Origin of the sequence: Guyparkeria sp. TX1, assembly GCF_046523965.1 — a bacterium.
Taxonomy (GTDB): domain Bacteria; phylum Pseudomonadota; class Gammaproteobacteria; order Halothiobacillales; family Halothiobacillaceae; genus Guyparkeria.
The window spans coordinates 1,309,497-1,330,863 of sequence record NZ_CP144142.1 but is presented as its reverse complement, the minus strand read 5'-3'; the positions used below and the strand labels follow the sequence as shown (position 1 = coordinate 1,330,863).

Annotated in this window: 20 protein-coding genes and 1 pseudogene; 8 read left to right on the top strand and 13 right to left on the bottom strand. The window is 64.6% G+C overall.

The genetic code is table 11. The features are described from left to right. The first annotated feature begins 19 nt into the window (after positions 1-19). Positions 20-2,059, top strand: a complete 2,040-nt coding sequence (locus tag VWP12_RS06235) for a hypothetical protein (RefSeq protein ID WP_410473425.1) — start codon at positions 20-22, stop codon at positions 2,057-2,059. A gap of 33 nt (positions 2,060-2,092) precedes the next feature. Here the strand turns inward: VWP12_RS06235 and VWP12_RS06230 are convergent, their stop codons facing one another. The 3 genes from VWP12_RS06230 to VWP12_RS06220 form a co-directional block, all read right to left on the bottom strand. Beyond that, positions 2,093-2,344: a Rho termination factor gene (locus tag VWP12_RS06230; RefSeq protein WP_410473424.1), complete on the bottom strand. Its 252-nt coding sequence runs from the start codon at positions 2,342-2,344 to the stop codon at positions 2,093-2,095. An 88-nt stretch (positions 2,345-2,432) separates the two neighbouring features. Beyond that, positions 2,433-3,371 (bottom strand): cation diffusion facilitator family transporter, encoded by a 939-nt coding sequence (locus VWP12_RS06225; RefSeq protein ID WP_410473423.1) that lies wholly within the window; start codon positions 3,369-3,371, stop codon positions 2,433-2,435. After that, the gene (locus VWP12_RS06220) at positions 3,368-4,114 is read right to left on the bottom strand and encodes a substrate-binding periplasmic protein (RefSeq protein ID WP_410473422.1); all 747 of its coding nucleotides are present in this window, start codon (positions 4,112-4,114) and stop codon (positions 3,368-3,370) included. Before VWP12_RS06220 ends, VWP12_RS06225 begins: the two co-directional genes overlap by 4 nt. A 243-nt stretch (positions 4,115-4,357) precedes the next feature. Between VWP12_RS06220 and VWP12_RS06215 the strand changes: the two genes are divergently transcribed. Beyond that, entirely contained in the window at positions 4,358-4,801 is a 444-nt protein-coding gene (locus tag VWP12_RS06215; protein ID WP_125198442.1) for a hemerythrin domain-containing protein, read from the top strand. A 344-nt stretch (positions 4,802-5,145) separates the two neighbouring features. Here the strand turns inward: VWP12_RS06215 and VWP12_RS06210 are convergent. The 7 genes and pseudogenes from VWP12_RS06210 to VWP12_RS06180 all read right to left on the bottom strand — a co-directional run bounded on the left by VWP12_RS06210 (position 5,146) and on the right by VWP12_RS06180 (position 12,643). Then, positions 5,146-5,892, bottom strand: a pseudogene (locus VWP12_RS06210) (hypothetical protein). Positions 5,893-5,965: 73 nt separating this feature from the next. Continuing rightward, positions 5,966-7,054, bottom strand: coding sequence for a glycosyl transferase family 90 (locus tag VWP12_RS06205; RefSeq protein ID WP_410473421.1), 1,089 nt, complete (start codon positions 7,052-7,054; stop codon positions 5,966-5,968). 522 nt (positions 7,055-7,576) lie between these two features. After that, complete coding sequence (locus VWP12_RS06200) at positions 7,577-8,362, bottom strand: class I SAM-dependent methyltransferase (RefSeq protein ID WP_410473420.1); 786 nt, start codon at positions 8,360-8,362, stop codon at positions 7,577-7,579. A gap of 16 nt (positions 8,363-8,378) precedes the next feature. Continuing rightward, entirely contained in the window at positions 8,379-9,725 is a 1,347-nt protein-coding gene (argA, locus tag VWP12_RS06195) for an amino-acid N-acetyltransferase (RefSeq protein WP_410473419.1), read from the bottom strand. A 129-nt stretch (positions 9,726-9,854) separates the two neighbouring features. After that, positions 9,855-10,241, bottom strand: a complete 387-nt coding sequence (locus VWP12_RS06190; protein WP_410473418.1) for a cupin domain-containing protein — start codon at positions 10,239-10,241, stop codon at positions 9,855-9,857. Positions 10,242-10,478: 237 nt separating this feature from the next. Further along, on the bottom strand, positions 10,479-11,399 hold the full coding sequence (argF, locus tag VWP12_RS06185; protein ID WP_410473417.1) for an ornithine carbamoyltransferase: 921 nt from the start codon (positions 11,397-11,399) through the stop codon (positions 10,479-10,481). Between the two features lie 65 nt (positions 11,400-11,464). Next, positions 11,465-12,643: an aspartate aminotransferase family protein gene (locus VWP12_RS06180; protein ID WP_410473416.1), complete on the bottom strand. Its 1,179-nt coding sequence runs from the start codon at positions 12,641-12,643 to the stop codon at positions 11,465-11,467. Positions 12,644-13,196: 553 nt separating this feature from the next. Between VWP12_RS06180 and VWP12_RS06175 the strand changes: the two genes are divergently transcribed. The 4 genes from VWP12_RS06175 to VWP12_RS06160 are packed head-to-tail and all read left to right on the top strand — an operon-like array spanning position 13,197 to position 16,611. Continuing rightward, complete coding sequence (locus tag VWP12_RS06175; RefSeq protein ID WP_410473415.1) at positions 13,197-14,543, top strand: TRZ/ATZ family hydrolase; 1,347 nt, start codon at positions 13,197-13,199, stop codon at positions 14,541-14,543. A gap of 50 nt (positions 14,544-14,593) precedes the next feature. Continuing rightward, on the top strand, positions 14,594-15,322 hold the full coding sequence (ubiG, locus tag VWP12_RS06170; protein WP_410473414.1) for a bifunctional 2-polyprenyl-6-hydroxyphenol methylase/3-demethylubiquinol 3-O-methyltransferase UbiG: 729 nt from the start codon (positions 14,594-14,596) through the stop codon (positions 15,320-15,322). Positions 15,323-15,331: 9 nt separating this feature from the next. Next, the gene (locus tag VWP12_RS06165; RefSeq protein ID WP_410473413.1) at positions 15,332-16,033 is read left to right on the top strand and encodes an HAD-IA family hydrolase; all 702 of its coding nucleotides are present in this window, start codon (positions 15,332-15,334) and stop codon (positions 16,031-16,033) included. Then, complete coding sequence (locus VWP12_RS06160; RefSeq protein WP_410473412.1) at positions 16,030-16,611, top strand: hypothetical protein; 582 nt, start codon at positions 16,030-16,032, stop codon at positions 16,609-16,611. The genes VWP12_RS06165 and VWP12_RS06160 overlap by 4 nt, the downstream gene beginning before the upstream one ends. 18 nt (positions 16,612-16,629) lie before the next feature. Here VWP12_RS06160 and VWP12_RS06155 read toward each other — a convergent pair whose 3' ends face one another. Next, a complete protein-coding gene (locus tag VWP12_RS06155; RefSeq protein WP_410473411.1) occupies positions 16,630-17,811 on the bottom strand; it encodes a methyl-accepting chemotaxis protein in 1,182 nt (393 codons plus the stop codon). A gap of 154 nt (positions 17,812-17,965) precedes the next feature. Here VWP12_RS06155 and VWP12_RS06150 point away from each other — a divergent pair, with 154 nt between their 5' ends. Then, positions 17,966-18,841 (top strand): phytoene/squalene synthase family protein, encoded by an 876-nt coding sequence (locus tag VWP12_RS06150; RefSeq protein WP_410473410.1) that lies wholly within the window; start codon positions 17,966-17,968, stop codon positions 18,839-18,841. Between the two features lie 50 nt (positions 18,842-18,891). After that, on the top strand, positions 18,892-19,674 hold the full coding sequence (locus VWP12_RS06145) for an SDR family NAD(P)-dependent oxidoreductase (RefSeq protein ID WP_410473409.1): 783 nt from the start codon (positions 18,892-18,894) through the stop codon (positions 19,672-19,674). Here the strand turns inward: VWP12_RS06145 and VWP12_RS06140 are convergent. Together VWP12_RS06140 and folB are read right to left on the bottom strand one after the other, a co-directional pair. Beyond that, positions 19,641-20,849 carry a class I SAM-dependent methyltransferase gene (locus tag VWP12_RS06140; protein WP_410473408.1) on the bottom strand — a complete coding sequence of 403 codons (1,209 nt, stop codon included), beginning with the start codon at positions 20,847-20,849 and terminating at the stop codon, positions 19,641-19,643. The genes VWP12_RS06145 and VWP12_RS06140 overlap by 34 nt on opposite strands. Then, positions 20,846-21,268: a dihydroneopterin aldolase gene (folB, locus tag VWP12_RS06135; RefSeq protein ID WP_410473407.1), complete on the bottom strand. Its 423-nt coding sequence runs from the start codon at positions 21,266-21,268 to the stop codon at positions 20,846-20,848. Before folB ends, VWP12_RS06140 begins: the two co-directional genes overlap by 4 nt. Positions 21,269-21,367: the final 99 nt, after the last annotated feature.

Genomic DNA, 21,367 nt, shown 5'->3' with positions numbered 1-21,367 from the left:
TTCGTGTAGAGGTTCCCAAGTGATCAGCGAAGTCGACGAACAAGCGTCCGGGGCCCTTCTGCCCGGACTCCTGCAACGATTCGACGCGGCGGTCGAGGCCCTCGATTCCGCACCCGAATTCTCCAAGCCCACGCGGCTGCGCCGGGTGCTGGACGGGGCCAAGCGGGTCCTGCTCCAGGAAGGAGGCCCGGCGGCCATCGAGGCGCGCGCTCAGGCCATCGAGAGTGCCGGGACCTTCAACGGCTCGGACTGGGCCTATCCTGAAACGCTGATTCCGTCGCTTTCCGCCCATGCGCTGGGCAGCGCGGACGCGGATACCGTCGTGATCGAGGCCCTGAGCGACCTGCGCATGCTCGCGGTGGCCCGGGAGGCCTACCCGCATCCGCGGCTGTCGGCCGAGAATGCCCACCATCACCTGACCCAGGTGCTGGCGATCAACCTGCAACGATTGTTCATGCCGCCCACCGAAGCCGAGCGCGAGACCCAGGGGCGACTGTCCCAGCTGTCACGCGCCCTGCTTGGCCACCTGGCCGAGGGGATCGGTTACGAGCACATCGTCGATCAGCTGATCGACGAGATCTGGCGGATCCTGCAGCAGCGGCCGATCCAGACCGAGCCGGTCAAGCAGATGATCACGCAGATCGCCATCTGCCAGGGGAGCCCGGACATCGACCTGGGCAGTAGCGGCCAGGGTGCCGACCGGCTGGTCAGCAGCCTGTTCGGCCCGACCCAGGCCTGCCGCGAAGATCCCGGCGTGCCGGTCTACCAGGAACGACTGGAAAGCATGGATGCCGTGGCACGGCAGAACGAGGCGACCGGCTTCGCGCGCGCCATGCACGACACCGGTCTGGTCTCGCCCTACCACGCGGCCCTGCTCCGTCACCTGACCGACCACGGCGATCATCTGCTTTCCGAGGCCATGGGGCTGTCGTCGACCGGGCGGGACTGCCTGCTCTGCTACAGCGAGCTGGTGCACGCGCTGATCGACCAGTCGGTGTTTCCCGAGACGGCCCAGGCCATCTACGGCCTGGCCCTGATGCTCGAACGCGGCATTCTCTACCAGCCGCCGGTGGCCCCGGCCCTTTGGCGACAGCTGAGCCTGCCGCTGTCGGCCTGGTCACGCGAACGCCTCGCGATCGCCTTCGGTGAAACCGTCCCGCCGCGCACCCGCCTGCTGGAGGGCGTGCTCTGCATGCTGGGCCAACCGCTGGGCGTGGGCCAGGGCAACAACCCCACCTGCCAGTCGGCCCGCGCCCTGTCGATGTGGGCCTACAACGACCCCGACTACATGCTGCAGATGGTGGCCTGGGCGGCGCGCGACGACGAGATCATCATCCACTTCGAGGGCCAGCCGATTTCCTCGATGGCCTCGCTCAGCGGTGTCGCGACGACATTGCCGATCGACCTCGACCCCGTGTCATTGCTGGTCGTGCCGCATCTGGACCGCATCTACGCCGAGATGGGGCGGCGCTGCATCGGTCGCGAGGGCGACCCGCACCGCTGGATCAACCCGGAATTCCACGGCTGGTGGTCGGGACGCGGCTTTCGCATCAACGTGGACGTCGCCACCGGCAAGCTCGAGGCGCTGGAGGACTTCCTGCGGCACTTCTACGCGAGCTATCACCCCTACTACAACGGTAACCAGCCGTTGATCCACCCGCAGCCGATCGGCATCGCGGCGACCGACAGCGCGGCGCGCTTCATCGGCTGGCACGCGATCACCCTGCTGCGGGTGACGCTCGATCCCAAGGACGAGATGCGGGTGTACTTCTACAACCCCAACAACGACAGCGGCCAGAACTGGGGTGACGGTGTTCAGGTGAGCACCGCCGGCAATGGCGAACGCTTCGGCGAATCCTCCCTGCCCTTCGAGGAATTCGCCTCGCGCCTGTACATCTTCCACTACGACCCGCTGGAGCACGGCGAACTCGCCTCCGTGCCGCAGGATTCACTCGATCAAGTGATCGACATGGTGCACCGCACCTGGGGTGCTGATCGCATCCCCGACGAGCACCTGACGCTCAACCTCGACGACCCGGCGACCGGCACCGAGGCCTGAACCCTCATTCGCATTCGCCCAATGAGGGGTACGCTAACGCCTCAGGGCTCGGATCAGTTCACCTTTGTCCATCGTTGACCGGCCCTCGATACCCACTTCCCGGGCCTTGTCATACAAGGATGCCTTGCTCCAGTCTTCGTAGCGTTCACTCTTGCCGCCCCGACGGCCGGCCTTGGAGCGCTCGGTGTTCGCAATGCGCGCCGCCTTTTCCTTGCTCATGCCTTCGTCGCGCAAGGCTTCGTACTGCTCATCGTCTTTGATGCTGTTGCCGTGATTCTTGGTCATGGTGTCACCTCCGGAGTGGCTTGGTCGTTACGCTCCGTTCCGGGACAGCCCAGCTGAAGTCGGACATACCCTCACTGATCGGAAACAATCACGACCGCACAAGTTCCACCGTCAGGTCGTGCATCCGCCAGTCGACTCCCTTGGCGCACTCGATCGCTTCGGCCGTGCGTTCGATCGGCGAGCGATCATCGACAGGCTCGACATACGCCTCACCGAAAAATACCTGCCCCGCCTCGCGCATGCGCACGTCGACCCGGCGCACCCACGGCAACGCCGCAATCCGTTCCTCAACCATTCGCGGCAGGTCAGAGGGTTTTCCATCCACGGTGTTAGGTCGCCGATCCATCAGGTCAAAGACGCTGGTTCTCAGATGAGTCACCCCATCCTTGAGCACATCGAGACCGATCACCAACGCGGCCACGCTATCGGCCCACCAGAAGCCGTACGCGATACCCAGTATGCCGACCCCCGCCGCAGCGGAAGTCATCCAATCCGCCTTGTTCATGGCGGCATCGGCAATCATCGCCTTGTTATGCAATGCGCGGGCGGGCTCAAGCTTCATTCGACCAAGCAGACTCGCGGGGAGTGCGCTGTACATGAGCGCCGGCAACATCAACCAGCCAAGCCAAACCGCATGTCCAAAAACTTCGAGCGTCCCGATTGTCGGGTGCTCCTGCGCGAGAAGGCTTGTTCCGGAGTCATAGACGACATAGAGCCCTACCACGCAAAGGGCTATCGAAGCGGCTTGGAACGAGATCCCCAAGGCGCGATGAAAGCCGTAGGGGTATTTCTCGGTGGGCGGACGATTGCGCATGTGCAGCCCGACGAGGACCACGATCGCGGGTACAAGACTGATCGTGTCCTCCAGCCAGGCCGCTTTCATCGCCTGGCTAGACCCCATCGCCAGGTACATCACCACCACCACGGTCAGGCCGTAAATGACGGTAATGCCTTCCAGCAGATACGCTCGACGAAGCGTCTTTTCCAGCTCAGGGGGAAGCTCGACACGGCTGGTGAGTGTGTTCATCGCGAGGCCACCTCTGACAATGATGGTCGGATGCGTGATTCCGGGCTTGCAACTGATAACTGAGAACGAATCATCGCCGGCACATCGGCTCGCCTTTCGAACAAGAAGCGCTGTACGGTTTGCAGCCAACCGTTTTCGCCGGGCGGCAATGCAAATACCCGCTTATGGGTATCCAGCACGGGCGGGCTAGCTCGGAGGCCCCAGGCGCTGATCTGCCATTCTTCGGCGGCAACCGGCAAAGGCTCGCTGGGCTGCCCACGCAAGGCGACCGGCACGGCACCACGATCCTCCAGCTTCCTCACCGCCGAGGTGTGTTGCTGCACGGCAATGCGGATCCCATCGAGCTCACGAGTCGCAGACCGCCCCGTTGGCCACCCCACCATGATCCGGCTGACGTGGTAAGGACGAGTAAACGCCACTTCCTTGCGCCAGGGAGAGGAGCGGTCGATGCCTCCGATCACCAAGTCCAGTTCGAACGCCGCGAGCGCTCGAAAAAGTTCGGTATCCGAACCGGAAACCCACTGGATATCACTATGGATTCGCTCGGCGAGTTCACGCACCAATTGCACCTCGACGCCACGCGGCTTACCGGAGTGCCACGCTACCCAAGGAGCGGCGCCATCAATCACCCCGACGCGCAAGACCCCGTCGCGAACCCGATCTTCGGTTCCCTCGATATCCCGCGGCAGATCACAACCAGCCAAGAAGATGGCAACCAGCAAGGCCAGAAATGGTCTGATCACGTAACCGCCCTGACGGGTAGGCGAAGCACAAAACGCTCTCACGGATTGCCCTTGCCACCATTGCATACTGCATACCTGCTGTCTTAATTAGTGACCACAACGGTAGACCAAGTTGGCGCGGATGTTGGGATTGAGAGTCGTCATCCCGGGGACACAGGTGGCATTGCTTTTCGGGATAAGAGGCGACTATGGTCAAAAGCCTATGAAACACGGCAACCCGTGAAAAATGCGAGGAGGAGACAGATGAATATCTTTGAAGCATTGCGCTGCGATCACGATGTCCAAAGAGACCTGCTTGATCAGCTGACGGCGACCCACGGCCAAAGCGAGCGTCGTGAGAAGCTCCTTCGTGAGACACGCGACGCGCTGGTCCACCATGAGAATGCCGAGGAAAAATATTTCTACGTTCCGTTGATGAACGCTGATCTGACGCAGGAGCAGGCTCGGCATAGCATCGCGGAACATCACGAGATCGATGAGGCCCTCGAAACCCTCGAAAACACGGAAGCAAGCTCCCCAGCGTGGTTGATGCATGCCAAAAAGCTGCGCGAAATCGTCCTTCACCACCTGGAGGAGGAAGAGCATCAGGTGTTTCAGCAAGCCGGCAAGGTACTCACCGAGACAGAAAAACGTGAGCTCGCCGACAAATATCGGCGGGAGATGAACGAACAGGCGCGCGGCGAATGAACAGGCTCGACCGACGCAGAACATGGTGCTGCGAACGCCTCGGGAAACGTTAAGCCAGGGCGCAACGTCTGGCGGTGTACCGAACCCGCTGCCCGGTTCGTATCCTTGGGTGCCAGCGGCACCCAGGAACGATCAGCGACAGTGGCTACCAGCGGTTGCTGGTCGAATTGAGACCAGCCGATGCATCGGTAACACAGATTATCGCGACGCCAACGCACGAATTCCGTCGGTGAACGGTTCCGCCCGAACGCCAGCGTGTCGTTGCAGCGAGGGCGATTCAACGCACTGCGGTCACAGCCACAAACGGCCGTCGAGGCACACGCACACAGGCAATCGCTTTCGCCCTATGCATCACTGTTAAACAGATCCCGCGTGTAGACCTTATCGGCAATATCGTGGATATCCGGGGTCAAGCGATTCGACAGAATCAAATCACTGCGCTGCTTGAACACCTCAAGGTCTTTGATCACCTCGGACCCAAAGAACTCGGCCTCATCCAGCACCGGCTCGTAGACGACAACCTTGATGCCTTTCGCCTCGGTGCTATCCGTAAACAGCGTGGGCACATCCGTCTGGAGCGCGCCTTCTTGCAGTAGACGTGCAAACGTTTCCGCCCGCGCCGATCGCTCCCCGATGACAATACGCGAGGGGTAGAGGTTGTCCTTCAGCGCCTGTCCTTCGCGCAGGAACTCCGGCGAGAAAATCAGGTTTCCCGTCGAATCGCTTTGAAGCCTCTGCCGTAAAGCCCACCGGCACCGTGGACTTGATCACCATCACGGCCCCCGGGTTGATCGACATCACGGACTCGATCACCCCCTCTACGCTACGCGTATCGAAGGTGTTGGTTTTGGGGCAGTAGTCCGTCGGGGTGGCAATGATCACGAAGTCCGCGTCCTGATAGGCAGCCTTAGGGTCGAGTGTTGCCTTGAGGTTCAGCGGCTTGTTCGCCAGATAATCGCTGATTTCGGCATCTTCGATCGGCGCTACCTTTCCCTGGAGCAGATCAACCGCTGTCACCTCGTTATGCTGCGCCAGCAACGCGGCACATTTGACAGACCCACGTATCCCGTTGCTGCAATTGCGATTTTCATCAGTCAGCGGGGGGCGCTACGTCCGGAACCACCAATAAAACAAAAAACATGCCCCATAACCAGAGGACGGAAATCAGCCTTCAACCATCGACTTGTATTTCTTATAAATCATCCGACACATCTCTTTCTCATTCGCTTCATCAAAAAACATCTCCATGTACCGCTTTCCATTTTCGGCGATCCGGCGACAATGTTCGTCGTTACTCAAACACCATGCATAGACCTCATCCAGGTCATCGAGGCCATCACTAAGCGGCACATAGTGGACATAGGGGATGAGCTGCGACTCCAGCAACCAGCTCTCGAATGTGGGGTGCGGCATGATTGGAACAGAGTTTGATGCAAGTATCCATTTCAAATTGGTAGCAACATCATTCCCTTCCAGACTCACGACATATTTGCTTTTCAGCTGTTCCTTCTTGCCAAGAACACCTTTAACAAAAGGCTCGCAAATTTTGTCACCCTGCGGGCCAAGCTTGGAGAATCCGACGTCGTAATTGGCCGAGTAGTTTTTTACAAAATTCAATCGGACGTTATCGTCCCAGGGCAGGCTTCGATTCTCGTGGGTGCCGGTTGGCTGCCCCCGCCAGACGACATTGTCATCTTTCTCTCCCCACAGGTGGAAATCAGATGGGTCCAAGTTATCCCAGTGGCGCGCGGTGTTCAGCTTCAGGACAATCCCTTGCCCACCAATCGGGCGACTTTTCACAAAAACCGGTCCGAGCAGCATTTCGGCCTTATCCAGCGCCTCATCCCCGAACTTGACAAGCACACTGTCAGCCATTTCGCCGCAGGCTGCCAGGAAAGCTTTCATATCTTCGACATAGCTGCCAACTGCAACTGCCTGGTCGGAGGTCTCTACAGAAAACGCATTTACCTCTCCCTTCACGTAGCCCTGGCGAGCCTTCAGCTGTTTGCCTTCGTGATGCAACTTGCCGACCGCAGACTGGCCGATACAAAGATCAAGCCTTTTTTCATTGCTTAGATAGAATGGCTTTTGATGCTTCGCCTCGTACTCAAAAATCTTCTGCTTGATCAGGGGGCCATGCGGCCTATAATTTGCCGCCAGTCTCATCAGTGCATGCGAAACATCAATCGAGATGTCCTCATGATAAATCGCAAGGTCACGAACAATATCAATTGCACGCTCTGTTGTTGACATGACAAAAATCCCATTGAATTTTGCAATGACGGCCAAAAATAGCGCATTGCTTAAGTTTTCTCACAAGACAGCAATGCGCCGCCATTAACGCTTCTATTTTGTATAACGCCATCACCGACCACGAACCGTCACCAGGATGTATATTCCTTTTCGGCAATGCGTTCCGTGCCGCCTCGATCAACAGCAGGCCGAAGCCGTTGTGCCCTAAAAGTGGCGACGGTCGGACAGGCGCGGTAATAGACAGCGCCCAAGTGGAATTAGTTCACTGGTGGTGGCGACCGGATAGGCCGTAATTTCCTACTAGGAGCATGAGGTTTTGCGTCCCATTTCGAGCAGATACCCTGTCGCCGACGTCAGGGTATAGGCATATGCCTTAATTCAAATGTGCACCCAAGGCGAAACGAATAGGTGGTTACGAGGATCCAAGGCGACGTGACACTTCATCGGACGAGGAGAGCGCGGTTTATTTCGATGGGACGGCAGTCCCGGCTACCAACAACGAGGCCTGACCCGAGCCTTGGATCACCGCAGGTAGACGTCGAAGCGCAGTCTCCCGGAGCGGTAATCGATATCCGGGGTGGTGGCATCGATGGTGGGCGCGCCCGGCGGACGCTTGACCACCCAGCGGGCGCCGGGCTGGCGTCGGGCCCAGGCAAACAGGGCCGCAGCGTCCGGGTCTTCTCCCACCAGTTGATGGAAGATGCGCATGGGCTTTTTCACCAACGCGGATTTCTTGCGTTCGGGGAACATCGGATCGAGGTACCAGACCGTCTCCTCACCGCTGACGAGCGCCGGGGGATGCTCTCCCAACACGTCACCGAAGACGGGATGGATCCGAGCGGCGATTGCCGCCAACGCCGGTTGGGCCATCGCCCGGTCGAGGGCATCGGTCAGCAGCAGCCAGACCACGGGGTGGCGCTCGACGGCCGTCACTTCACAGCCTCCACTGGCCAGCGCCCAGGCATCACGCCCCAGCCCGGTGGTGAGATCCACCACCGGCGGGCGATACCCCGCCTTCCAGCCGGTCGCCCGCGCCAGGGCATCCTTGCGCGCCAATGGCCGGACGAACCGCGGATCGGCGGCGAAGTCGATTACCAGCGGGTGTGAACCCAGATCCGGTCGGTCGAGGGGAGGAATCAGGCCGATGCGCCCATCTTGAATCGCCAGCGTGAATCGGGTCGGGGCGTCACCGGGCGCATCCACCCAGTCCAGCCCCCACTCCTTGGCAAACACCTGCAGGCGCCCGGCCGCCGGGCTGTCCCCCTCGGGGCGACAGACGACGACCGGCAGCGAGGCTACTGCACCCATTCTCGACATGATCGGGCTACAGCCATTTACGGAAGATCCGCGAATTGCGCTTGAGGTTGTAGAAGGCGCGCCGCTCGGCGGGCAGTCGATCCAGGCTTTCGTCGGCAAAGCCCTTCTCGCGGAAGAAGGCCATGGTCTGGGTCGAGAGCAGGAACAGCGATTTCAGGCCTAGCGAGCGCGCCCGGCTTTCCATGAAGCCGAGCAGGCGCGCGGCCCGACCGCCGCTTTGATAGGCGGGATGCACGACCAGGGCAGCGAGCTCGGCGGTGCCGTCCTCGGGGAAGGGATAGAGCGCCGCGCAGGCGATGATGTCGCCGTCGCGGTCGATCACGACGAAACGATCGGTCTCCAGCTCCAGCTGCTCGCGCGAGCGGCGCACCAGCACGCCGGCCTGCTCCATCGGCTCGATCAGGGCAAGGATGCCGCCGATGTCGTCGAGGGTGGCCGGGCGAATGCGCTCGTAGGGCTCGCTGGTGATCAGCGTGCCACAGCCGTCACGCGTGTAGAGCTCGACCAGCAGCGCCCCGTCGACCTCGCGATCGACCAGGTGAATCCGATCCACACCCTTCGAGCAGGCGCGCACGGCGCTGTGCAGATGCAACTGGAACTCGGTCGAGAGATTGTCACCTTGGCGCTCAAGCAGCCCCTCGACCTCCGAGAGGCTCATGGCGGTGGGCAGGTCGTCGAGCGGGTCGGTGAGGAAGATCAGCTTGTCCGCGCCCAGGGCCACCGCCATGCTCTCGGCGACATCCTCGGCACGCAGGTTGAATAGCTCGCCGGTGGGCGAATAGCCGATGTTCGACTGCACCACGATCGAACCGTCGCCCAGCGCATCGCGCACGCCGTCGACGTCCACCCGGCGCACGGCACCGGTATGGCCCAGATCCACCCCGTCGATCACGCCCATGGGGCGCGCGGTGACGAAATTGCCGGTCAGCACCCGCTGGGCCAGCCCGGAACCCGAGGCCAGACTCAGGCGTGCCGACAGCCAGGAAATCACGTCGAACTGCACCGCACCGACCGCCTCGGTCAGCGGGTCGATCATCTCCGGCTCGGTGACGCGCAGTCCCTGGTGGAAGCGCTCGTCGAAACCGGCTTCCTGGAAACGGCGGTTGATCTGCGGACGGGCACCCGGCACCAGCACGAGGCGAACGCCGAGATCGGCGATCAGCACCAGATCGCGGATCAGCCGCTCGAAGCTGGCCGGCTCGTCGAGTGCCTCGCCACCAAAGGCGACCACGAAGACATGATCCTCGTGCTCTCGGATGTACGGGACGGCATCACGCAGTCCCTGCACCAGCACCCGCGCCTCGCCGCTCGGCTGGCAGGTGGCGTTGAGGGCAGTGTCCTTGCTGTCGCTCACGAATGGTCTCCGAAGCCGCTTTGGGGCGGGGTTGACGATGGGAGCAGGATACCGGTCGCGACCCCGAACATGAAATGACCCCGCCCGGCGAATGGTGTCCGCCTGGCGGGGCCTGTCGGTGACCGCCGGTCAGGCGCCGACTTTTCCGGCGACGTGCTCGATCACCTGCCCGTGCTCGTGCTGCGGGCTGAACATCACGATGTCGGTGTCTTCCTCGGCCCGGACACTATGGCCCGGCGGCCAATAGAAGAGATCGCCGGTGTGCGACGTCTCCTCCTCGCCGTCGGCGTACAGCGCGGTAATCGCGCCGTTGACCACGTAACCCCAGTGAGGGCTCTGACAAAGATCCCCCTCGAGACCATGCAGCAACTCGGTGATGTCGGCGCCGGCTCCAAAGGAAAAGTATTCCGCCCCCATCGTGCCGTAGCCGCTCACGTCACCGAAGCCCGTCTGCTGGCGCACCGTGGCCCCGGGTACATCGATCCGGACCGGCACGTCCGCTTTTGCAATATGCATGACTCCACCCCCGAGAAGTTGCCTGCCAGTCAGCCCGCCGAAAGTCATCACCGGATGCGCCACCCTCGCTGCCCGGCCGGAGCGAATGACGATGACATGGCGAACCCAGCGTTGACAGGCGACGGCATCGCCCGACCGGTTGGGCAACGGCTATCCAGGAGAATAGTCCGAAAAAAAAGACCGGGCCCCGCGAAGGGGAAACCGGTCTCTCGAGAGGGGCTTGGTGGCCTCGGTAGTTCAGCCCTTGGGAAACTCGCCCAGGATCAGGAATTCGACCAGCGCCTGCTGGGTGAACATGCGTGCCTCGGCCTCGTCCCAGACGACGCTCTGCGGGCCATCAATGACCCCGGCGGTGACTTCCTCGCCGCGGTGGGCCGGCAGGCAGTGCATGAACAGCGCATCGTTCTTGGCCCGGCCCATCAGCTCGTTGTTGATCTGGTAGTCGTGGAAGTCGCTCAGGCGGCGCTGGCGCTCCTCTTCCTGGCCCATCGAGGCCCAGACGTCGGTCACCACGAGATCGGCGTTTTCGACCGCTTCGGCGGCCGTGCCCACCAGCGCGACGCGATCCCCGGCCGCCTCGACTACCTCCGGGTCGGGCTCGTAGCCCTTGGGCGCGGCGACGACCAGGTCGAAGTCGAAGGTGCGCGCGGCGTTGATGTAGGAGTGGCACATGTTGAAGCCGTCGCCCACCCAGGCAACGCGCTTGCCGGCGATCGAGCCGCGGTGACGCTGGTAGGTGTAGATATCGGCCAACAGCTGGCAGGGGTGACTGCGGTCGGTCAGCGCGTTGATCACCGGCACGCGGCTGTTCGCGGCGAAGGTCTCGACCATGCCGTGGTCGTTGGCGCGGATCATGATGGCGTCCACCATCCGCGACATCACGCGGGCGGAATCCTCGACCGGCTCACCGCGGCCGAGCTGGGTGTCGCGCGGCGAGAGGAAGATCGCCGAACCGCCCAACTGCGCCATGCCCGACTCAAACGACAGCCGGGTGCGGGTGGAGGCCTTCTCGAAGATCATGCCCAGCACGCGACGCTCAAGCGTGTTGGGGCGCTCGCCGCGCTCGCGGGCGGCCTGCAGTTGCCCCGCGCGATCGAACAGGGCGCGGTACTCGTCCGCGGTGAGATCGAACAGGCTCAGGAAGTGACGTGTGGACATAACGATATCGATTCTGTCGGTTGAGGAGCGCGCCCGGGTCTAAACCTTGGGCAAGCCCCGAAAACTCAGTTGGCCGCGTACCAGTCGCGGATGACGCCGATCACCCGATCGGCGATCAGGTCGGCCTGCGATTCACTCAGGATCATCGGCGGCAGCAGGCGCACCACCGAGCCAGCGGTGACGTTGATCAGCAGGCCCTGCTCCAGCGCCCGGCCGACCAGCTCGCCGGCCGGACGGTCCAGCTCGATGCCGATCATCAGCCCGCGACCGCGGACCTCGCGGCAGCCGGCCAGGTCGGACAGACCGTCGCGGATACGATCGGCGATCGACCGCCCCAGTTTCTCCGCCCGCGTGACCAGCCCGTCGCGCTCGATCACCTCGAGCACGGTCGCCGCCGCGCGGCAGACCAGCGGGTTGCCGCCGAAGGTCGAACCGTGGCTGCCCGGGCCGAACAGGTCGGTGGCCCGGCCGGCCGTCAGGCAGGCGCCGATCGGCACGCCGTTGCCCAGCCCCTTGGCCAGGCTCATCACGTCGGGCCGCACCCCGGTCTCGTGCTGGAAGCCGAACCAGCGCCCGGTGCGCGCGATGCCGGTCTGTACCTCGTCGACCATCATCAGCCAGTCTTGGGCGTCACACAGCGCGCGTACCGCGGCCAGGTAGCCCGTCGGCGCCGGGCGGACACCGCCCTCGCCCTGCACCGGCTCGAGCAGCACGGCGACGATGGTCTCGTCCGAGGCGACGCGCTCAAGCGCCTCGATGTCGCCGTAGGGCACGCGCACGAAGCCATCGAGCAACGGCTCGAAGCCCTTCTGAATGGCGGCGTTGCCGGTCGCGGCCAGCGCGGCCAGCGTGCGGCCGTGGAAGCTGTGCTCCATGACCGCGATTTTCGGGGTGTCGATCTCGCGGCGACGACCGTGCAGGCGGGCGAGCTTGATCGCCGCCTCGTTGGCCTCCGAGCCGGAGTTGCCGAAGAACACCTTCTCCATGCCCGAGAGTGCCGCAAGTCGTTCGCCCAGGCGCTCCTGCCACGGAATGCCGTAGAGGTTGGAGGTGTGGATCAGGGTCTTGGCCTGGTCGCACAGGGCCTCGGCGATGTCCGGGTGGGCGTGTCCCAGGCCGGTCACTGCAATGCCGCTGACCGCGTCGAGGTATTGCACGCCCGACTCGTCCCAGAGGTACGGGCCTTCGCCCCGGACGAAACGGACGGGCTGTCGATTGTAGGTGGGCAGCAGAAAGTCGCTCACGGCGTTCCTCGAAAACCGATTTCGCCCGGAATTTCCGGGCGATACAAAACCAAAAAAGCGCTCCCCGGAACGACGAGCGCATTGAATCCATCGCGTTTTGTGCCCACTCGACGAACAACGACGTCACAGGCCAAAATCATTTGGCGCGGATTCGGAGGGGCAAGTCATGGAGCATATCACGAATCGAATCGATTTCGACAAAGGCCGCCACGGCGCGGCATGATGGGTAACTCTGCACGAATACCATGCCACTCTGGCCTGTCGAGCCGTTCGTGATCAAGGCGCGTCGGCGCCGGCGTGCCGGTGGCCACGTCAAGACGACGCAACACCGAGCACGGACGGCTCGACAGGCCCCGCAGGGCGAGCCTTGAGCCGGACATTTGCTACGTTGTCGTCCTTGGAAAGAGAACCACTCGTCCGCAGCGGACGAACGCCTTGCACCTGCCCGGCTCAAGGCACGCAGAGCGGTATGGCATTTGTGCAGAGTTCCCCTAAGCTTTGACGCCATCGAACACCGCTTTATTCACCCTCTAACGGCACGCAGCTCCCCGTCATGGCAACCGACCACCCCATCCAGATCCTCGCCCCCCGCTGGCTGATCCCCGTCGCCCCGCGCGACGAGGTGCTTGAAGACCACGCGGTGTGGATTCGCGACGGCCGCATCGAAGCCATCCTGACCCGCGAGCAGGCTCGTGAACGCCAGCAGGCAACCGAGGAACCCATCGAATGGGTCGACCTGCCCACCCACGCCCTGATCCCGGGGCTGGTCAACGGCCACACCCACGCGGCGATGAGCCTGATGCGCGGGCTGGCCGACGACCTGCCATTGATGACCTGGCTCGAGGAACACATCTGGCCGGTCGAGGGGCAGATGCTCGGTCACGACTTCGTCCATGACGGCACGATGCTGGCCGCCGTCGAGATGATTCGCAGCGGCACCACCACGCTCTCGGACATGTACTTCTTCCCCGAGGCGGCAATCGAGGCGGTGCAGGCCGCCGGCCTGCGCGGGGTGTTCGGCATCGTGGTGATCGACGCGCCCAATCGCTGGTCGGCCAATGCCGAGGAGGCGCTGGCCAAGGGTGTGGATCTGGTCAATGACTGGCGCCACCACCCGCGCATCGAGTTCACGCTTGCCCCGCACGCGCCCTATACCGTCGGCGACGCCGCGCTTGAGCGGGTGCGCACCATGAGCGACCAACTGGATCTGCCCGTGCACATGCACGTCCACGAGACCGCCCACGAGGTCGAGTCGGCCCTCGCCGCCACCGGCGAACGACCACTGGCGCGGCTCGACCGGCTGGGCCTGCTCAACGAGCGCCTGGTCGCCGTGCACATGACCCAGCTGACCGACGCGGAGATCGCCCGGTTGGCGGTGACCGGCACCCACGTGCTGCACTCGCCGCAATCGAATCTCAAGCTCGCCTCGGGCTTCTGCCCGGTGGCCAGGTTGCTCGAGGCCGGCGTCAACGTCGGGCTGGGCACCGACGGGGCGGCAAGCAACAACGATCTCGACATGTTCGACGAGATGCGCACTGCCGCGCTGATCGCCAAACCCGTGGCCGGCGATGCCGCGGCAGTCAGCGCCCACCAGGCCCTGCACATGGCGACCCTGGGCGGCGCACGCGCCTTCGGGCTCGAGCAGCGAATCGGCTCGATCGAACCGGGCAAGCAAGCGGATCTCGTCGCCGTCGATCTCGACATGCCGGAGACCCAACCGGTCTACGATGCCATCTCCACGCTGGTCTACAGCGCCTCGCGACGGCAGGTGAGCGACGTCTGGGTCGATGGTCGCGCACGACTGCGCGCCGGGCAGTTGCGTGGGCTGGACTGCCGGGCCATCATCGACCGGGCGAACCGCTGGCGAGAGCGGATCCTGCGCGCCAAGCCGCAAACGTGATCGCTCGCCGCCCGCCCCCTCAATTGCCTGCACCCGCCGGGAACACCGCGATGACCTCGACCATCGACACCGTTGACCGCTCCTCCAGCGCCTCGCCCGACGAGCTGGCGCATTTTAACCGCCTCGCCCGGCAGTGGTGGGACAGCGACGGCCCGTTCGCCTCGCTGCACGCGATCAACCCGTTGCGCATGGCCTTTGTCGAGCGCTACAGCGACGCCGGCGACAGCCGCGTGCTGGACGTGGGATGCGGCGGCGGCATCCTCGCCGAGGCACTGGCCCGCAGCGGGGCTGCCGTCACCGCGCTGGACCTGGCCGAGGACGTCATCGACGTCGCCCGCGACCATGCGCCGGACTATCTCGATATCGACTACCAGGTGGCCGACATCACGCGCTTCGCCCCCGAACATGCCGGGGCATTCGACGTGGTCACCTGCATGGAGATGCTCGAGCACGTCGAGGAGCCCGGCCGCATCATCACCGCACTTGCCGAGGCGGTACGCCCCGGCGGCCACGTGTTCCTCTCGACGCTCAACCGCAACGCCAAGTCCTGGCTGCTGGGGATCGTCGCCGCCGAATACCTGCTCAACATGGTGCCGCGCGGCACGCACGATCACCGCCACTTCATCCGCCCGGGGGAGCTCGCACGGATGGGTCGGGCGGCGGGCCTCAAGCCGATCGCCTCGACCGGCATCGTCTACAACCCGCTGACCCGTGAGTTTTCACTCCACGATCGCGATCTGGATGTGAACTACCTAATGGCCTTTGTGAAAGACAGTTAAGGAATCTTGATGCCCCTCTCCGCCCCTCAAGCGATCCTGTTCGATCTCGACGGCACGCTGCTCGACACCGCCCCCGACATGGCCGCCGCGCTCAATCGCGTGCGCGCCGAGCAGGGGATCGAGCCGATGCCGTTCGACGAGATCCGACCGCACGTCTCCAACGGCGCGCGCGGGCTGCTGGGGATCGGGCTGGGCATCACCCCGGAGCACGACACCTACGACGGGCTGCGTGAGCGGTTCCTGGCGCTCTATGCAGAGGACCTGGCCGTGCACACCTGCCTGTTCCCGGGGCTCGAGGCGTTGGTCGAATCGCTCGAGCGACGCGCCCTGCCCTGGGGCGTGGTCACCAACAAGCCCGGCGAGCTGACGCGACGCCTGCTGGAGGCATTGGAGATCACGCCGGCGGTGGTGGTTTGCGGCGACGACCTCAAGCGTGCCAAGCCCCACCCGGACCCGCTGCTGTTCGCGGCCGGCAAGCTGCGCCTGCCGCCGGCAGCGATCTGGTACATCGGTGACCACGAGCGCGACATCATTGCCGGCAACGCCGCCCACATGCCCACCGTCGCCGGGCGCTGGGGCTATCTCGACGGCGAGCGCCCCATCGAGACCTGGGGGGCCACGGTGGTGATCGATCGGCCCGAGGACATCGCCGTCCTCCTGACTCGGTCGGCAGAAAACGCAGCGAGCCCCGACGCGGTAGACGCGAAATGATCCCGCGAGTCGCCTCCCTGCTTAGCTGGCCCGTCGACGCCCGGCAGCTCAACGCCCCACTGGCACCGGCCAACACGCCGGAGAACATGGGTGAACTGGTCACCTTCTACCGCGAGCGGCTGACCGCCTTTCACCCGCCGTGGTTCGATCGCCTGTCCCCGACCGACCAGTCCCGTGTCGACGGACTGATCACCGCCGTGCTGCTGGTCGATGGCTGGCTGGACGCGGCGGCCGACCGCCAGTCCGGGCACGCCTTGCGGCTGCCGGCCGACGAACTGGCACAACTGGGGGTGACCGAGGCCCACTGGAACGACCAACGGGTCGACTTCGCCTTCCGGCGCTTCAACGAACGTTTTGCCGGACGCATCCGCGGCATCCTGCAGGGCGCAGCCCCGCTGGGCCGCCCGTGGCTGGCCGGCTGGCGTTATCGGCTGACGATCGTGCGGGTCGAGCAGATCCTGCGCGAACGGCAGGTCGACCCCTCTCTCTGGTTTCGGACCGAGACCGCGCGCTCGCCCGTGGCGTGGGCGACCGCGACGATTCGCATCGCCTGGCGGGTTATCACCGGCCGCGGCTGAGGCCAGTCGTCCGGCCGGTTACAACCGGAAACGCGAGACCTGGCTCGCCAGGCGATCGGCCTCGCGGTTGACCGAATCGACCGCCTGGTTCGCCGACTGCATGGTCTCGGCATTTCGCTCGACCACCTCGATCAGCGAATTGAGATCCGCGGTGAGCTGCCCGATCGCCGTCTGGTGACGTTGCCCGTAGCCGGCCGCCTCCTCGGTGAGCTTGACCGTGTCGGCCACCGACTCGAGCATCCCAGACAAGCCGCCGGAGGCGGTTTGCAACGACCGCTCGGCATCCGTGGAGTACCGGCTGGCCTCCTGCATCTTCTCGTCGGCGGCTGTCACGTCGCGCCCGAGGGAATCCATCACCAGACCGATTTCTCGGGCCGCCTCGCCACTGCGCCCGGCAAGTTTGCGCACCTCGTCGGCTACCACGGCGAAACCGCGACCGTGCTCACCGGCACGGGCGGACTCGATCGCGGCATTCAGTGCCAGCAGGTTGGTCTGCTGGGCGACGGCATCGATGGTTGCGGTCATGCCGCTGATCCGATCACGGGCGGCCACCAGCGAGGTAATCAGCGCGGCGGTTTCCTCGACGCGCTCCTGTGAACGGGCGATCGAGGCGACACTCTCGCCGACCTCGTGGCGTGTCTGTTCCGCGCGCGACTGCATTTCGCCGGCCTGCTGACCGGCCTCGAGGATTGCCTCGACCAGCCGCCCACCGCCGTCTGCCACCTCGTGCGCCTCGCCCAGGGTGCGCTCGCGCTGCGCCTGGACGCGCCCCTGCGCCGTCATCACGCTGGAAACGCTTTCATCTAGGCTGCCGGCCGCGGCGGAGAGCGAATCACTGCTGCGATTGAGGTCACCCATCTGGGCATGCAACTGGTCGATCATGCCGTTGACGCTGGCGACGATCTCGCCGAGCGAGTCGTGGCTGACGATCTGGCACTTCTCGGTGAGATTGCCGTCACGCACCGCCCCGGCCAGGCGTGCCAGTGCCCCCATTCGCCGCAGCAGGATCAGGTGGGCGAGCCCGTAGTTGACGAACCCCACGGTCAGGCCCGCGCCCAGGCAGCCGACCACGAACCAACCCAGCATGCCCTCACGGAACTCGACGAAGAACGAGGCGAATACCGGGAAGATCGCCCCCATAACGACACCCATGCCGACAAAGGACCATTTCAGGCGACGCAGGATGCTGGGCTGACTCATGATTGGTTGGCACCTTGCTCGAAGTGGATGGCGCAACAGGACAGGCGCCTCATCGTATATCGGTCGAGCGGACAATTTCTTGAGGGCACATCGCGGTCCGTCCCGCGACGGACGAACCCGGGGAAGAGGCACGGAACTGTTAGAATCCGAGCCCATGAACGCGGAATCCACCAGCCCGTCGGTCGAGCCTCATCTGGCAGACGCCGAATGCGAGCGCCTCGCCCGCCCGGTGGGCAGTGCCTTCCGGCTTGCCAGCCTCAAGCTCTCCCCCGCCCGGCAGCGAGCGGTGACGGCCTTGCGGGCGCTGGATGTCTCGCTGGCAGAAATCCCGGAAACCGTCAGCGAGCCCCAGGTCGCCATGGCCAAGCTCGACTGGTGGCGCGAGGCGCTGCTGGGCATGACCCAGGGGCACGCCGAGCATCCGGTGATCCAATCCCTGGCCGCGGGGCTCGACGAGATCGGTTTGGGCGAGGAAGCCCGCCGCGAGGACTCGCCGCTGATCGCCCGGCTGGAGGAGCGGCTCGGCGCGGCGCGCATCGAGCTCGAATACGAAGGCTTTGCCGCCGAGGCGGATCTGGAGGCCTTTCTCGACGCGCGCTACGCCAGCCTGTTCACCCTGTACGGTCGCCTGCTGGACCTGCCCGACGAGCAGACCGAGGCCGCTGCCCGGCTGGGGCGCTGGCACGGCCGACTTGATCGCGCGCGGCTGCTGGGGCGCCACGCGCGGATCGGACGGGTCTACCTGCCGCAGGACACCCTCAATCGCTTCGGGCTGGACGAGGCCGACCTGTACCGCGAGCCCGCCCCCACGGAGCGTGAGGCACTGTTCCGCGACGAACTCGACACCATTCGCACAGGGTTAAGCGACTGGCAGGCGAGCGGCCGACCGCCGCGCCTGTTCCGCATCCTGCGCGCGATCGACCGCGAGCATTTGCGGCTGATGCAGGAAACGCCCGCGGAACTCACCGGCGGCCGCGTTGAAATCAGTCCCGTGCGCCAATGGTGGCTTGCCTGGCGTGCCTCCTGGTAACCCGATCCTCCAGCCCGATCATCACGGGCTCACACTCCCGAGATATCCCGATGACCGACTCCCCTTCCTCCAAAACGGCCGCCAATCCGTCGACTGACACCTCGTTCGCCGGCCAGGTGGTACTGATCAATGGTGCGACCGGTGCGCTGGGCACCGCCACCGCACAGACGCTGGCCGCCCGTGGCGCGACGGTAATCCTGCTGGGCCGCAAGCTCGATCAGCTCGACAGGCTTGCCGACGACATCAACCAGCGGGTGCTCCCCGAGGTGCCCACCGAGGCACGCGGCGAACCGCCCGTGATCCAGCCGGTGGATTTTTCGGGCGCCGCGCCGGAGGATTACGCGACACTCGTCGACGGAATCGAGCAGGCCTACGGCCGTCTGGACATGCTGGTTCATGCCATGGGTACGGCCGGCGAGCTCGCGCCGCTCGCCCAGGCCGATCTGATGAAGTTCCAGGAGAGCCTGCACGTCAACCTGACCGCGCCGTTCGCCCTGACCCGCAGTGCGTGGCCGCTGCTGGAGCAATCCGACCGAGCGCGGGTGCTGTTCTTCACCGACCGCGGCACCGAGGCCTACGGCAGCGCCCACGACATCGCGCACGCCGGGGTCGAGCGAATGATCCGTCAATGGGCGGCGGAAACGCCGACGGTGTGGATCGCCGGCTTCGACCCCGGCGCGGTCAACAGCCGCCTGCGCCACGCGCGCTTCCCCGGCGAGCTGACCGAGGACCGCCAGCCGCCCTGCGCGGTCATGCCGGCGCTCCTGGACTGGCTGGAACACGGGGAGTCGGGCGCGATTCAACGTCTCGACGGGACGTCTGCGTCGACCTGATCCAAACGCAGTCGCATCACCCGAAAGCGCTCGCCCATCTCGGTGGGCATCACCAACTCGCGGAATTCCTGCGCCAGGCGGGCCTGATCGGTCAGCGAGTCGTGCGCTTGCAGTTCCCGCTCGACCAGCCGGGGAACGTCGGTGCCCAGCAGCCACTGGGCTTGGCTGCGCTCACCGTCGATCGCGAACCCGGCCGCGCGCGCGGCCTGCTCGACCGCCTGAAAATCCACCCAGGCGGTAATGTCCTGCAGTCCCGGGTAGACGAACGGGTCTTCGTGAGCCAGGTGCCGATAGTGGCACTTGAGCGTGCCCTCGTCGCGGTCACCGCGGTAAATATCGGCGGTATGACTGCCGTAGTCGAACAGGTAGACCCAGGTCTCGCCACCATTGCCGAGCGCGCCGCGCATCTCGCCCAACCAGTCGGCAAGATCGGGGTTGTACTCGGCCAGCACGGTCTCTCGTGGCGTGACGATCGGACGCTCGATGCGCGCGGTGATCGCCTCGACCGCCGCCTGCAGCGGTGCGTCGGGCGGTTGTTCCTGCCAGACGAACCGTTGGCCGTCGAAACCCACCATCAGTCGCTCGGCGGTTTCCGGCTTGCCCGGCCACCAGCGAAAGCGCTCCACCGGCATGGCATCGAGCACCTCGTTTGCGACCAGGATGCCGCCCGACCAATCCAGTTGCGGCCAGGCATCGATCCAGCGTACGCGCTCGACCACCGCCGGCGGCAGCGATTCGAGCAGGTTCCGTGCCTGACGTTCGGCGAGTGCCGGGGAGATCTCGAGGATGGTGTAGCGTTCGGGCAGCGCGTCGTCGGCAGCCAGCCGTTCGAGCAGATCGATCGCCAGACGCCCCGAACCGGCACCGATCTCGAGGATCTCGCCGCCCAGGTCAGCAGCCCGAGCCTGGTGCCACTCGTAGGCCAGCCCGGCGGTGAAGAATCGGGAGCGTTCCGGGGCGGTGATGAAATCGCCACCGGCGCCGAAGGCGACCTGGCCGCTGCCGTAGTAACCGAGCGTGGGGTGATACAGCACCGTGGCCATGTAATCGGCAAACGAGATGGGGCCGTCGCGCATCTGCTCGACGAGTTGTTCGATCAGCTCGAGGCTCTTGGCCTGGTCGGCCTGACTCGGGGCCGGGAGCTCGAATCCTTCCTGGCGTGAACCGGGACTCATGCGCCCTCCCCGGTGGCCACCTCACGGGTAATCTCCACGCCCACGCCGGCTGCCTCGGCCAGTGCGTGCGGCTTGAGCGCGCGCATCGTGACGCGACGGACCGGGAATTCGGCCAACAAGGCCTGGCAGCAGCGCTCGGCCAGCGTCTCGACCAGCTGAAAACGGCCCTCGCGGGCGATCTCCATGACACGCCGCGAGACGGCCGCGTAATCGACCGTCTGGTCGATGTGCTCGCTGATCACGGCCTGCCGGAAGGATTCAACCTCGAGCACCAGATCGACCCGCAGCGGCTGTGGCGTTTCCCGCTCGGCGGGCAGGATGCCGATGATGGTCTCGAACTCGAGACCCTGCACCAGGATCCGGTCTGTGGACTGCGTGGTCGGCAGTGGCGGGGCAAGCGGCTGGTCGGCGTCGGTCACGGCGTCGGTTCTCGGCGGTTTTCAGTGCAACGGAGGGCTAAGCGCGGCATGCCCGGACAGCGTCCGGGGCGCGCTCATCTTACCGTCATGGCCTGTGCG

Coding starts and splice junctions, on each gene's coding strand:
- VWP12_RS06205 (WP_410473421.1), bottom strand. CDS start 7,054: ATGTCAACAACAGAGCGTGCAATTGATATTGTTCGTGACCTTGCGATT.
- VWP12_RS06230 (WP_410473424.1), bottom strand. CDS start 2,344: ATGACCAAGAATCACGGCAACAGCATCAAAGACGATGAGCAGTACGAA.
- VWP12_RS06200 (WP_410473420.1), bottom strand. CDS start 8,362: ATGGGTGCAGTAGCCTCGCTGCCGGTCGTCGTCTGTCGCCCCGAGGGG.
- VWP12_RS06150 (WP_410473410.1), top strand. CDS start 17,966: ATGAACGCGGAATCCACCAGCCCGTCGGTCGAGCCTCATCTGGCAGAC.
- argF (WP_410473417.1), bottom strand. CDS start 11,399: ATGTCCACACGTCACTTCCTGAGCCTGTTCGATCTCACCGCGGACGAG.
- VWP12_RS06175 (WP_410473415.1), top strand. CDS start 13,197: ATGGCAACCGACCACCCCATCCAGATCCTCGCCCCCCGCTGGCTGATC.
- ubiG (WP_410473414.1), top strand. CDS start 14,594: ATGACCTCGACCATCGACACCGTTGACCGCTCCTCCAGCGCCTCGCCC.
- VWP12_RS06155 (WP_410473411.1), bottom strand. CDS start 17,811: ATGAGTCAGCCCAGCATCCTGCGTCGCCTGAAATGGTCCTTTGTCGGC.
- VWP12_RS06140 (WP_410473408.1), bottom strand. CDS start 20,849: ATGAGTCCCGGTTCACGCCAGGAAGGATTCGAGCTCCCGGCCCCGAGT.
- VWP12_RS06160 (WP_410473412.1), top strand. CDS start 16,030: ATGATCCCGCGAGTCGCCTCCCTGCTTAGCTGGCCCGTCGACGCCCGG.
- VWP12_RS06165 (WP_410473413.1), top strand. CDS start 15,332: ATGCCCCTCTCCGCCCCTCAAGCGATCCTGTTCGATCTCGACGGCACG.
- VWP12_RS06145 (WP_410473409.1), top strand. CDS start 18,892: ATGACCGACTCCCCTTCCTCCAAAACGGCCGCCAATCCGTCGACTGAC.
- VWP12_RS06190 (WP_410473418.1), bottom strand. CDS start 10,241: ATGCATATTGCAAAAGCGGACGTGCCGGTCCGGATCGATGTACCCGGG.
- VWP12_RS06215 (WP_125198442.1), top strand. CDS start 4,358: ATGAATATCTTTGAAGCATTGCGCTGCGATCACGATGTCCAAAGAGAC.
- VWP12_RS06225 (WP_410473423.1), bottom strand. CDS start 3,371: ATGAACACACTCACCAGCCGTGTCGAGCTTCCCCCTGAGCTGGAAAAG.